The 12,775-nt window shown below is 68.4% G+C and carries 10 protein-coding genes and 1 pseudogene; 7 read left to right on the forward strand and 4 right to left on the reverse strand.

The genetic code is table 11. The annotated features are described in order from the left end of the window. Positions 1–9 precede the first annotated feature (9 nt). Positions 10–1,440, reverse strand: coding sequence for a GTPase HflX (gene hflX, locus BLU09_RS23590; protein WP_090491757.1), 1,431 nt, complete (start codon positions 1,438–1,440; stop codon positions 10–12). A 168-nt stretch (positions 1,441–1,608) separates the two neighbouring features. Here hflX and BLU09_RS23595 point away from each other — a divergent pair, with 168 nt between their 5' ends. The 3 genes from BLU09_RS23595 (at position 1,609) to BLU09_RS23605 (ending at position 5,041) form a co-directional block, all read left to right on the forward strand. Beyond that, positions 1,609–2,880, forward strand: a complete 1,272-nt coding sequence (locus tag BLU09_RS23595) for a DEAD/DEAH box helicase (protein WP_090491758.1) — start codon at positions 1,609–1,611, stop codon at positions 2,878–2,880. A 217-nt stretch (positions 2,881–3,097) separates the two neighbouring features. Further along, positions 3,098–4,006 (forward strand): CPBP family intramembrane glutamic endopeptidase, encoded by a 909-nt coding sequence (locus BLU09_RS23600; RefSeq protein WP_090491759.1) that lies wholly within the window; start codon positions 3,098–3,100, stop codon positions 4,004–4,006. Positions 4,007–4,141: 135 nt separating this feature from the next. Beyond that, positions 4,142–5,041 carry an RluA family pseudouridine synthase gene (locus BLU09_RS23605; protein ID WP_090491760.1) on the forward strand — a complete coding sequence of 300 codons (900 nt, stop codon included), beginning with the start codon at positions 4,142–4,144 and terminating at the stop codon, positions 5,039–5,041. A gap of 33 nt (positions 5,042–5,074) precedes the next feature. Here the strand turns inward: BLU09_RS23605 and BLU09_RS40120 are convergent. Continuing rightward, positions 5,075–5,170: pseudogene (locus BLU09_RS40120) on the reverse strand (transposase); the annotation flags it as partial. 260 nt (positions 5,171–5,430) lie between these two features. Here BLU09_RS40120 and BLU09_RS23610 point away from each other — a divergent pair. Continuing rightward, positions 5,431–7,164, forward strand: coding sequence for an FG-GAP-like repeat-containing protein (locus tag BLU09_RS23610; protein WP_090491761.1), 1,734 nt, complete (start codon positions 5,431–5,433; stop codon positions 7,162–7,164). 376 nt (positions 7,165–7,540) lie between these two features. After that, positions 7,541–8,131 carry a GrpB family protein gene (locus BLU09_RS23615; RefSeq protein WP_186817917.1) on the forward strand — a complete coding sequence of 197 codons (591 nt, stop codon included), beginning with the start codon at positions 7,541–7,543 and terminating at the stop codon, positions 8,129–8,131. 353 nt (positions 8,132–8,484) lie between these two features. Here the strand turns inward: BLU09_RS23615 and BLU09_RS23620 are convergent, their stop codons facing one another. Next, positions 8,485–9,159: a hypothetical protein gene (locus BLU09_RS23620; RefSeq protein WP_244171968.1), complete on the reverse strand. Its 675-nt coding sequence runs from the start codon at positions 9,157–9,159 to the stop codon at positions 8,485–8,487. 510 nt (positions 9,160–9,669) lie between these two features. On the opposite strand from BLU09_RS23620, the gene BLU09_RS23625 reads away from it, so the two are divergent. After that, positions 9,670–10,320: a LysM peptidoglycan-binding domain-containing protein gene (locus BLU09_RS23625; protein WP_244171969.1), complete on the forward strand. Its 651-nt coding sequence runs from the start codon at positions 9,670–9,672 to the stop codon at positions 10,318–10,320. A 529-nt stretch (positions 10,321–10,849) separates the two neighbouring features. After that, complete coding sequence (locus BLU09_RS23630; protein WP_244171970.1) at positions 10,850–11,461, forward strand: hypothetical protein; 612 nt, start codon at positions 10,850–10,852, stop codon at positions 11,459–11,461. Positions 11,462–11,595: 134 nt separating this feature from the next. On the opposite strand, the gene BLU09_RS23635 is transcribed toward BLU09_RS23630, so the two are convergent. After that, positions 11,596–12,648, reverse strand: a complete 1,053-nt coding sequence (locus tag BLU09_RS23635; RefSeq protein ID WP_244171971.1) for a ferritin-like domain-containing protein — start codon at positions 12,646–12,648, stop codon at positions 11,596–11,598. Positions 12,649–12,775 lie beyond the last annotated feature (127 nt).

Genomic DNA, 12,775 nt, shown 5'->3' on the forward strand with positions numbered 1-12,775 from the left:
GGGGAAGGCCTACTCCTGGAACGCCTGGGTGAGCTTCGCGATGGCCCCTGGAAGGCCCCGCACGCGCAGCCGGCTGCCGCTCTCGTCGTAGGCCTGGGACACCACCGTGGTGTGCTCGTACACCTCGCTGATGCGCCCCTGCCGGGAGTAGGGAATCACCAGGTCCGCCTCCACCATCGAGGACTCGAAGAAGGCGATGATGTTCTTGCGCAGCATCGCCACGTCGTCCGGCAGGTGCGCGGAGAGCATCAGGGCATCCGGGTGCATTGCGAGCAGCGCTTCCTTCGCCGCCGCGTCCAGCCGGTCCGCCTTGTTGAAGAGCAGCTTGCTCGGTACGGCGTCCGCGCCGATATCCCGGAGCACCGTGCGGGTGACCTCCAGCTGCGCGGCCCACGTGGGGTCCGACGCATCCACCACGTAGAGCAGCAGTGACGCTTCCAGGGCCTCGTCCAGCGTGGAGCGGAAGGACGCGACCAGATCATGTGGCAGCTTCTGGATGAAGCCCACCGTGTCAGAGACCAGGATGCGCGGACGGGTCTCCGGCTGCATCGCGCGCACCGTGGTGTCGAGCGTGGCGAAGAGCTGGTCCGCGACCAGCACCGTGCTGCCCGTCAACGCACGCATCAGCGAAGACTTGCCCGCGTTCGTGTAGCCCACCAAAGCCACCCGCAGCAGGTCCCTTCGCGCATAGCGGCGGTGGTCCTGGTCCTTCTGGATGGCCGCCAGTCCCTCGCGCAGCTCCGCCAGCCGGTCGCGAATCTTGCGGCGGTCCAGCTCCAGCGCCGAGTCACCCGCGCCACGCCCCTGCTGCCGCTCGCGGCCTCCGGTGGATTCGCGCAGCCGGGGGGCCAGGTAGTTGAGCCGGGCGATCTCCACCTGCATCCGTGCTTCGTGGCTCTTCGCGTGCCGGTGGAAGATGTCGACAATCACGCCCGCGCGGTCCAGCACCATCGCGCCCGTGGCCTTCTCCAGGTTGCGCAACTGGCCGGGCGACAGCTCGTGGTCCACGACCACCACGGTAGGCCGGGGCCCCGCCTTGTCGTCTTCTTCCAAAGACGGAGGCAGCAACGCGTCCCCCGGCTCCACGTCGTCGGCGTCCTCTTCGACGGCCTCGCCCTCGGGACCGAGCTCCGTGTTGGCGGCGGCCTCCCACTTCTCGCGGGCCTTCGACGTCCGGTCGCTCGCCCCGGACGTAATCACGCCCGAGCCTCCGGTGAGGGCCGCCAGCTCCTTGAGCTTGCCCGTCCCGAGCACCGTGCCCGTGGCCAGCCGCGCCCGCTTCTGGGACACGGTCGCCACCGTGTCATACCCCAGCGTGTGCACCAGCCGGCGCAGCTCCGCGAAGTCCGCGGCGTGCTCTTCGTCCGAGACGCCCGGAAGCTGGACACCGACGAGGACGGCACGCAGACGTTCAGGGAGGGTAGATATCGCCATGCGCATCCTCGTAACACGTCGGGCCGTCCCGCGACGGGGCGAGTCCACGCCCCCCGCCCCCCACTGGGTCCGGGCGACACCTTGCCTGGATGGGGAGGGGGCAGGAATACCGGGGGCGGACCTCCCGGGCAGGGTAGGCTTCCGCATCCTCGCGCCACCCAAGGCTTCCATCCCATGACATTCGCTTCGCTCGGCCTGTCGGACGCGCTCACCCGCGCCGTGGCCGGACTCGGATACGACGAACCCACGCCGGTGCAGCGCGCGACCATCCCCGTGGTCCTGCGAGGTGGCGACGTCTGGGCTTCGGCGAAGACGGGCTCGGGGAAGACCGCCGCGTTCCTGCTGCCCATCCTGGAAGCCCTGCGGGCGCGTCCCGGAGGGTCGGTCCGACCGGTGCGGGCCTTCATCCTGGTGCCCACGCGGGAGCTCGCCGCGCAGATCGTCGATTCCATCCAGCGGTACGGCCAACACCTGAAGAAGCCGCTGAAGACCTGCATCGCGGTCGGTGGCGTCTCCGCCAACCCGCAGATGCTGGCGCTGCGGGGCGGCGCGGACATCGTCGTGGCCACGCCCGGCCGCGCGCTGGACCTGGTGCATCAGAACGCGCTCCGGCTGGACCAGGTGGAGACGCTGGTGCTCGACGAGGCCGACCGGCTGTTCTCGCTGGGCTTCGCCGATGAGCTCAACAGCCTGCTGGCGCTGCTGCCCACGCGCCGCCAGAACCTGTTGTTCTCCGCCACCTTCCCTCCTGCGGTGCGGAAGTTCGCGGAGCAGTTGCTGCACGAGCCCACGCGCATCGACGTCGATGAGGGGGAGCTGCCCTCGACGGAGTTCATCCTCCAGCGGGCCCTCCTGGTGGATGTGCCCCGGCGCACGATGCTGCTGCGGCACCTGTTGGAAACACATGCGTGGAGCCATGTGCTCACGTTCGTGGCCAGTCGCTACGCGGCGGACCATGTCGCGCTGAAGCTGAACCGGGCCGGCATCGTCGCGACGTCATTGCATGGGGAACTCAGCCAGGGCGCGCGCACGCAGGCGCTCGCGGACTTCAAGGCGAAGCGCGTGCGCGTGCTCGTGGCCACGGACGTCGCCGCTCGCGGCCTGGACATCGCGCAGTTGCCGGCGGTCGTGAACTACGACCTGCCCCGCTCGACCGCGGACTACGTGCATCGCATCGGCCGCACGGGGCGCGCGGGCGACAAGGGCGTGGCGATCAGCTTCGTCAGCGCGGGCACCGAAGCCCACTTCCGACTCATCGAGAAACGCCACCAGCTCGACCTCCCACGCGAGCAGGTGCCGGGCTTCGAGCCGACGGAAGAGGTCTCGACGCTCACGCCGCCCCTGGATCCGAACGGCGGCGTGAAGGGGCGGCGCAAGAGCAAGAAGGACAAGCTGCGCGAAGCCGCCGCTGCCGCCGCCACTCGCCCTCCGAAGCAGGGGCCGTAGCGGCTCCTGCTCCCGCGTGTCCAGCAAGGCCCCGTGCGATTTCGCGGCCGTCAATGAGGACGCCACCCTTCCCTCCCCGGGTGCTCCCCTTTGAACACGTGCGCCGCATGAACGGAAAACCGAGGAGGGATCAGAAACCTGAGGGCGAAGCCGGTAGCCTGTCCGGAATCCCTCGAGGCCCCAGTCCCGTGGCCCTGGACCGGAGGAGGAACGCCCCGTGCGTCGTGATGTCGCCGTGCTGCTGGAGAACGCCCCGCCGCGGCGCCGGGCCCTGTCAGAAGCGGCGTTCGTGTTCCTCGCCGTCCTCGGGCCCTCGTCGGCGGGCCCCGCGGGTCGGGTCGTCCTGGCCGTGCTCGCGGTCGCGCTGCTCGCCTGGGGACTGGCCCTGCTGCGCCCCTGGGAGGCCACGCGCGCGGGCGCCTGGCTGGGCGTCCTGGGGCTCCTGGTGGCGCTGGGCGGCACGGGCGCGGGCGCCTGGGTCGCCACCGCGGCGGAGCAGGAGAAGGGCTTCTCCCTGTCCATGGCGCCCCTGTGCATCCGCGCAGTGGGGATGATCCTGCTGGTGGCGGTGCTGGTGTGGCGCGACGGCCAGGGGCCCGCGCAGGTAGGGCTGGCGCGCGAGGGCTGGGCGAAGGAGCTGCTGCTCGGCGTACCGGTGCTCGTCGCCACCTACGCGGTGCACATCGCCGCGTCGGTGCCCATGGCGGCCGTCGCCGTGGCGTTGAAGCTGGCCGACAAGGAGATGCTGGCGCGCAAGGGCTTGGCCGCCGCGCTCATGGACACCGGCCTGGACGTGCCCGCCTTCGCGGCCATCATGGTGCTGGTGACAGGCTTCGAGGAGTTCGTCTTCCGGGGCTTCCTCGTGCCCCGCCTGCGCGTGGTGCTGGGCCGCTGGGTGCCCGCGGTGCTGGTCGCGGCCGTGCTGTTCTCCGTGGGCCACTTCTACGAAGGCACGCTCGCCGTCTTCCAGACCTTCGTGATGGGAGCATGGTTCGGGTTCGTCTTCTGGTTCCGGGGACGCCTGCTGCCCCTGGTTGTCGCGCACGCGGCCTTCAACACCATCAGCTTCGCGCTGGTGATGTGGCTGTCGAAGTCAGGCTTCCTGGACAAGCTGCCACCGCTTTGACGGTAGCCCGGCCCCGGTGTCATCCCGGGTGAGTCCCCGTGGTGCCCCCTTCGTTGGAGGGAAGTCAGACGCGGAGTACGGCGACGGGAGGCGGAGTGCCTCCCACCGCGAGCCCACGCGGTGTAGGGTACGCGAGTGCTGCTCAACGACGGCTATGTGTATCGCGAGAAGCTCGGGCGCCGACCGGGCAGCAGCGCGCTCGCCCATCTAACGGACAAGTATCGTCACTCCTCGGAGGAGGAGTGGCGGGCACGCTTCGCTCGGGGCGAGGTGCGACTCGACGACGTCACGGCCGACGGCTCGGAGCCGCTGAGGCCGGGACAGTGGCTGTGCTGGCACCGCCCGCCATGGGAGGAGGCGGACACTCCGCAGTCCTTCGAGCTCGTGTACGAGGACGCGGAGTTGGTCGTCGTGGTGAAGCCGAGCGGACTGCCGACCCTGCCCTCGGGAGGCTTCCTGAAGAACACCCTGCTCTCCTTCGTCCAGGCACGATGGCCGGAGGCGGTTCCCATGCACCGCCTGGGACGCGCGACGTCGGGCCTCGTGCTCTTCACCCGCACCCGCGACGCTGCCGCGCGCCTGGCGAGCGATTGGCGCGAGGGCCGCGTGCACAAGCGCTACCGCGCACTCTCCCAGGGACTCGCCGCCCAGGAGGCCTACGACATCCGCGCGCCCATTGGGTTGGTACCCCATCCGCGGCTGGGCGAAGTCCATGGTGCCAGTGCGCGGGGAAAGCCCTCACACAGCACGGCCCGGGTGCTGGAGCGGCGCACCGAGCACACCCTCTTCGAGGTGGACATCCACACGGGGCGCTCCGAGCAGATCCGCATCCACCTCGCCTTCATCGGCCACCCGCTCGTAGGGGACCCGCTCTTCGGCGTGGGCGGCCTGCCGCTGGCGGAGCACCCCGGCCTGCCCGGAGACGGCGGCTATCTGCTGCACGCGGAGTCGCTCACCTTCCTGCATCCGCGCTCGGGCGAGCACGTTCAGCTTCAGGCGCCACCCCCACTCGAGCTCCGCGTCCAGGACACCTGACGGTCGCGCCCGGACTCATCCCTCGGGCCACGCGTGCGCGCCGGCCACATCCACCACGCTGGCCCCAGGCGCCTCCGCCTCCCGCAGGATGCGGACCATCTGCTCCTCGGTAAACCTGTTCTTCCTCACGACCAACCGACCTCCTGGCCGCGAGGACTCTCTCACGCTTCAACGGGTCCGAAAATCGGGGGGCAGACCACAGTGGCACGAGCAGGGGCTTTTGCCTTTGTGCAGGGAATGGGCAGTCGTGCCTTGACCTTCACAGTCCCTGTGTCACGCGCTGCACGCCACGCGGGCGGACTTCCGAGCTGTGCCTCACGCCGCCTGGGGCATGTGGTTTGCCTTTACAGGCCACGCATGGCCGGCCGGAGCCAACTGACCAGGGATGGATGATGCTTCAGGTGCATGAGCGCGGCCTCATTGCCGCACTGTTGATGGGACTCCTCGCGGCGTGCTCCGGTTCCAGCTCGGAGGGTGGGGACAAGGACCCTCCGCCGAGGCCGGAGCCCGAGGTGACGACTCCAGGGGCACCAAGGGACGTCCAGGCCACGCCAGGCATCCGGTCCGCGCAGGTGAGTTGGCAGGCGCCCACCTCGAACGGCGGCGGCGCCATCGTGAAGTACACGGTGACGGGCTCCGGGGGCACCACCGCCACGACGACAGGCGCCACGCAGGTGGTGGTGTCCGGCCTCTCCGACGGCACGAGCTATACCTTCCAGGTTCGCGCCACCAACGCGGCTGGAGAGGGTCCTGAGTCAGGCGCTTCGGTCGCCGTGACGACTCACGACCTCCCGAGCGCCCCACGAATCATCGATGTCGTCTCCCTCAACACGGCGCTGCAGGTGAGCTGGGAGCCTCCGACCTCGGACGGACGGGCGACGGTTCACGCCTATTCCGTCGAACTCCTCTCGGGGACGTTCCAGCGCTCCCTGTCCGCGATGGACACGCGCGTGGAGTTCACGGGGCTGAGACCGGATACGGAGTACCAGGTCGTGGTCCGGGCGGTGAATGCAGTGGGAATGGGGCCCCCCTCGGCGCCGCGACTGTCGAAGACACGCTGTGACAATGTCGGACTGACGAAGCTCCCCCAGGTCTCCGTGGAGGCCGAGCTCCGGGGATTGGTGGCGGGGGACTTCGACAAGGACGGGAAGCTGGACCTCGCCGGGACGCGGATGGCCGAGAGGACCGTCGCCACCTTTCTCGGGCAGGGGGATGGGAGCCTCCGCAGGCATGGGGAGTTCGCGGTGGGCGCGGACCCGAAGAGCGTCCTCACGGGGGACTTCGACGGCGACACGCTGCTGGACCTGGTGGTGCTCAACACCCGGAGTCAGTCGGTGAGCGTGCTAACCGGCCTGGGGAATGGCGACTTCGGGGCGGGACGCACCACCCTCACGGGCGCGGGCCCCTGGGCGATGACGACGGCGGACTTCGATGGAGATGGGAACCGGGATGTCTTCACCGTCAATACGAGCCTCGCGACGGGGTCCTCGACGCTGAGCTGGATGAAAGGCAACGGGATGGGCTCGCTCACCCGGCTGGATTTCCCCCTGTCCTTCGCCGCGCTCACCGTCACCACCGCGGACTTCGATGGGGACGGTCACCTGGACGTGGTGATGCCCGCCTCGCTCGTCTCCGAGTTCTATGTCTACTTTGGCGCGGGTGATGGCTCGTTCCGCGCGGCGTTCCGGTATTCCGCCCAGAACGCCCCCAGGCATGTGGCCGCGGCGGACTTCAACAACGATGGCAGGGCGGACCTGTTGGTGACCAGCAAGGGAGATTCCTTCAACGAGCCCGCGGTGAGCGTGAGACTGGGACGCGGCGACGGCACGTTCGAGGCCGCGAAGGACTTCGACGTGCTGGGAGAGGTGGGTGAGCTGGCCGTGGCGGACTTCGACCAGGACGGTTGGTTGGACGTCGCCGTGACGAATACGGCCAAGAACACGGTCAGCTTCCTGCGCGGCATGGGCGATGGTTCGCTCTCGGCGAGACAAGACGTGGTCCTGGACGGCGCGCCGCTGGGGCTCGCGGCTGGGAACTTCAGCGGCGGTGACAAGCTCGAGCTGATGGTGAGCCAGGAAGGCAGCACCTCCCTCACGATGCTGACGACGAGCTGCCTGCCCTGAAGCGTCCTCGGGTACGGCCCCCGCTTCGGTGGTGGCACCGAAGCGGGGGATGCGCGGGAGCGGGCCTCAGCCCATGTGCGCACCCGCGGACTCCTGGTCCAGCTCCCGCGGCCGGGCGAGGTGCCGGTGGGCGAGCAACTCCGCCATGGAGTCGGCGTCGCATGGCCTCGAGCAGGGCGCTCACCCGCGCCCATGGGGTGTTGAAGCCATCCTTCGACATCAGGCGCGAGGACGCGGCTCCGTGCTTCGCCGCTGGCTTCGTGGCCTGGCGCGGAGGTGAGGGGCATCCGGTTCGTGGCGTCCTGGTTGGACGATGGCAGTTGCCTGCGGGTAGACGCGGTCGCCGGAGTTCACGTCATGAACGAGAATGCCCGGCATGCCACGCCCCGAAGACATCATGCGTCATTACGATGCCGACCCAGACGAGAACCCCTGGGTCAAAGGAAAACCCGCTCCTGAGAAAGTCGCAGTCGTTCCCTATGATGCCGGATGGCCGACGCGCTACGCGGAGCTAGCCGTGGCCATCCAGGGTGTAATGGGCGCATCGGCCATGCAGGTCGAGCACGTCGGCTCGACTGCCGTGCCGGGCCTTCCCGCCAAGCCCGTCATCGACATCGATCTCATCGTCGCCGACTCCACGCGTGAGGACGACTATGTGCCTGCCCTCGAGAGCCTGGGCTACGACCTCATCATCCGCGAGCCGTCCTGGCATCAGCACCGCTGCCTGCGGCTCGCCGCGCCACGCGTGAACCTGCATGTGTTCGGCCCGGACTGCCCCGAGGTGATTCGCCACGTCATGTTCCGCGACTGGCTGCGCGAGCACGACGACGACCGGCAGCGCTACGCGGCGGTCAAGTACACCTCCGCCGAAGGCCTGGACGATGTGATGGAATACAACCGCCGAAAGGAGCCGGTGATCCGCGACCTCTACGCGCGGATCTTTCGCGCGGCGGGCTGGATTCGCTGAGGCGCGGCGCGCACCGGTCGTCGTGGTGTTCGCCAGGCTCCGCCGGATTGAACCGCCCCCCCATGATCCTGGCCCGGCGAGACGGACCGGAAGCCCTGCTCGTGCCGGCGTGCCAGCGCCAGAGGTGCCCGGCGCTCCACCGCGAAGATGTAGCCCGTCCCGCCGGCATCGTAGCGTCCGTGCGCATACGTGGCGCTCCCGCTCCCGCTGCGTCCGCCGAACCGGGCTTCCGTCGACGCCCAGCCCTTCCCCCTGGGCGCATCCACAGACACCCGCCCATCGCTACGCCGAAGGAAATGAAGCCGCTCATCAACCGCCGCAGAGGAACTGCGTCTCATCCGCATCGCGGAGGCTCAGAAGCGTCCCATCACCCCAACGAGCGCACCGCCTTGAGTCAGGCCGAGCACCGGAGCAGCCTGGGCTTCCGGCAGCTCAGCGCGCGCTGTCCCGTGCGAAGGGCTCGATGATCGCGCAAGCCAGTAGCCCGTGAACGAACCGATGAGAGGAGTGACCAGCATCCCGACGGTGCCAATCCTCGCCACGCGATCGTGGCGGCTGGTCGTGAGCAAGGCGAATGGAACCGCTCCCAGTGCGGCGCCCAGGAAGGTGGGGCCGAAGTTGCCCCTCCCGTTGAACTTGTTCCCCGCGAGGTAGATGGCCAGCGACGTTCCGAGCGTGGTCCCCAGGCTCATTGGAATGGCAAACGTAAATGAGTCTCCGCAGCGCGTCAGCGAACAGTTGTTATCCAGCGCTGCACCGACCAATCCTCCCACCAGCGTGCCAGTGACGAGCCCAACGCCGCCCAGGAGCGTCCCAACGACCAGGTGCCCTCCAAGTGAGTAGTCATCATCCAGCGCCTCCCCGGAGCCCTGCGTCGGCGAGGCTGTGGACGGTGACTCAGTGGAGGACTGTGACGCCATGTCCACGGGAGGCTCGCGGACTTCCTCCTTGGAAAGCCCCTGTCCTCGCGCCAGCAGCGGCACCCACACCAGCCCCATGACCAGGACGCGCATCAGACGAGTCATCATCCCAATACCTCCGCGCAACGAGGAAACGAAGGACTTCGCTTCGCGCACCCTGGGGGGGAGATGGCCTTCATGAAAGGAATGCGGGTACGTCGGAGCAGGCTCCCCCACCGTCCGCCCTCGCCACCATGCGATGAGAGCATGGTGGCTGTGACGGAGTCGTGACGGCACCACACGGCGTCCTGGCAGGATGAACGTCACGGTGCTGTACAGTTGGCCGAGCTCCGCGCCAGAGAGCCGTCGCTCCAGTCATTGACGTCGCTGACCAGTCGCCGCATCAGGCGCAGCGGGGGCAGTCGTAGACGTGCGGCACGATGACCGCTCCACGGGAGCGGACTCGGCAGGGACCTTCTCCGAATGTCCGGCTCCTGGCACGCCACGGGTACGCCCACACATGGAGAGACGCGAGTGTCGCTCTGGGTGAAACCTGGAGGCGCCCCAAACAATCCAAGAATCTTGGAAGGGTGAAGCAACTCCGCCGGGGAAGCCGCGAGAATGAGGGCAGGAGCTTACATGTCCATCTACCGCATCCGTCCCAACGATACCCTCTCCGGCCTGGCGGCCCGTTTCGGCACCACCGTGGAGAAGCTGGCCCGTGACAACAACATCACGAACCCCGACCTCATCTACGCTGGGAACACGCTGCGCATCGGGCACTCCGGTCGCGACAGCTTCGACGCTGGTGGCAGCCCTCAGGGCGTTCGCGGTGGAGGTTCCTCGGGTGGCGTGAGCGGTGGAGCGGACGTGGGCGGCCCGACGGGCGCGGGGCCCAGCAACGCGTCTGCCGCGATGCGTCGACTGGCGGATGCGGCCCGCTCGGCGGCCATGGGCATGGGCGGCTACAACAGCCAGGGCCTGTGCGCCACGGGCGTCAGCCGGGCCATCCGCAACGCCCTGGGCATTGGCGTGTCGGGCAACGGCAACCAGATTGACAACAACCTGCCGCGCGACAAGTTCAAGCAGGTCAACATGTCGCTGGAGGAGGCGCTGAAGATTCCGGGCCTCGTCCTCACCTGGGAGAGCACCTCCACGCGCCTGGGCAGCATCTACGGCCACACGGCCGTCACCCTGGGTGATGGTCACTCGTCCGCGAGCGACTTCATCGAGCGCAACACGACCAACAGCGGGCGCACGGGCTTCAAGGTCTTCATGCCCATCGCATAGTGCCTGCCGCGCAGATGGCATCCCATGAAGCCCCTGGCCCTGTTGAGGGTCGGGGGCTTCGTCGTTTCCAGCGGAGGGAAAACGCGGGACGCGCTGCGTCCCATTCGAAGAGGCAGGGCTTGAGGCTCGCCTCGCCTTCGAGCCCGTCGCTGAACCGAAACCGCAGTGCCATGGGTTCGCGCGTCCCACCACCTCATTTGAGGGGGGTGTCAGGCTACACCAGGCCAGACGGAGGAAGGCACCACGCTTCATGCCGCGGGGGTGAGCTGTGAATGCGGGCGAGTCCCCAAACACCCTCCATCCAGAGGGCCTCCGCGCTGGGTGTGAGGCATCGGGTTCCCGCGCACGCGTCATTGAACATCGCCTTCGAGGTGATGCCCACGCGACCCAGGCGCAGCTCGCTGAGTGGCATCTCTCCACCGCTGGGGTCATCAAGGAACCAGTGGATGCGTACAGATTGCCCACGAAGAGAATGGCTTTGCTGTTACCCTTCCCGCGCTTCCCCCGCGAGCCAAGGAGTCATTGCACGATGCGATTCTTCAAGATGGCTGTCTATCTTTGTGCCGCCGTTCTCTTCCCTGCCTGCGGCGGAGAGGATGGGATGACCGGGCAGGACGACGCACTGGCGCAGCAGGAGTCAGCGGTGTCATCCGTGTCGCTTGACGGATGCATCTACAGCATCTCCGCGTACCCGCAGCCAAACGTGACGCCGACTGTCTATGACGTCAAGCTCTTCCGCCAGCCCATTCCGACGTGTGTGTATGGTTATGGCAGCGTGACCCTGGGCACGTCCGTCGTCTATGAGCCGACGCGGTCCGTGGCGGGGAACGCGCTGGGAATCGCCGCGAGCTATACCAAGAAGTCGAGCCTCAGCGGCAGCGCGCCCATCACCCTCAGCGTGCACCACGTGGACCCGGCCACACTGACCGTCATCCGGAGCAGCGGCTTGGGCGTCTTCATGGGGATGGGCAACATCGTGTCGGAGAACGTGGCGATTGCCGCGGACGGCACCACGGTGACCGTCTCGGGCTCGAAGACCGGCGTCATCTCGGGAGAGAGCGGCAGCGGGAGCCACTACACCGCGAGATATCCGGACTTCTTCACCAGCACCACGCCACCGACGATCATTGCGTTCCCGTGAGGCCTCGCCTCGCACCTCGGGCCACATGAGGTTTGGGGCGGGAGCAACCTCGTTCGAGGACTCCCGCCTCAAGGATCGGCCTGCTCCATACCCGAGCCTCGACTCCGAGGCCTCATCAGGAGCAGGCCCGGGTCTCAATTCCAGAGCTCGCGCGAGAGCAGGTCCACCATCGCGACGGCGACCTCCGGTTCCGGCAGCCCCAGCGCCCGCAGGAGCGCCGCATCGGTCGGCGCGGAGACCTCCGCACGCAGCGCCTCCACCGCGCGCTGACGTGCCGCGCGCACCGCCTCCTGCTCTGCGGACGGCAGTTGTTCTACCGCCCAACGGTCGATGGCCCAGGACAGGTCCGCGTGCCGGGTCTCGTCCTCGGCGATACGGACCATCGCCTCGCGCACCTCGTCGTCCTCCGCGTGCAGGGCCTGATGGTGAGCCAGCAACGCGCCGTATGTCTCGCGCACGCAGCCCTCCACCGCGTTGTCCAGCGCCACCTCGAGCAGCGGCCTGGGCGGGAGCTGCGCCACCACCGCGCGCGCAGGCGTCGCGCCATGACGACGCGCCAGTCGTCCACACACCTCCGTATGAGCCACCTCATCGAGTGCGCTGCGCAGCGCCGCCTGCTGAAGCTCGACCGCCGCGCCATGCAGCGCCAGCTCGTCCCGCAGCCTCAAGAAGGCCGTGATGGAGGCCTCCTCCAGGTGGGCGATGAGCGCGAAGTGCTGCCCCAGCTCATCCGCGCATGCAATCGAGCCATCCGAGCGGAGCCCCGCGGGCCTGCGCCCCACGGTGCACCCCTTCGTGCCCCGCTCCAGGATGTGGGTCTGCTTCACGTGCACCTCGCCCGAGGGTGTCACCTCCAGCAGGTACTGCGTCAGTTTGGAGCCCTCTCCACATGCAACCCCCTTCGTGGCGACGACGTTGAAGGTCCCGTCCGCGTTGGCCTTCACCGCGCCTTTCTCCAACTCGGTGCAGCTCAGGTTGTAGCGCCCCGCGAAGACCTGGAGCAGCGCCTCCTGAGGGGTGTCGATGTCGCCCAGGAAGGCCTGGAGCGCCTCTTGAGAGGTGTGGGCCTCCACCGCATCCCCTCGCGTCGTCACGAGGTAGTACGCGTAGCAATCCGGCTCGCAGCTGGAGCGAAACCCCTCCTCGGAGGAGAGGGCCTCGAGCTCCGCCTCAGAAACCTGATGCACTGGGTGTCCCGGATTGCGCAGGTCGCGCGGCAGCGGCAGCCAAGCGGGCTCAACATGACGCTGGCATGGCACCTCCGCGGGAGGCGGCGCCCACCGCAGGTGCTCGCGCCGCTCGAGCAGCTCGCGC

It is taken from the genome of Myxococcus virescens, assembly GCF_900101905.1.
Taxonomy (GTDB): domain Bacteria; phylum Myxococcota; class Myxococcia; order Myxococcales; family Myxococcaceae; genus Myxococcus; species Myxococcus virescens.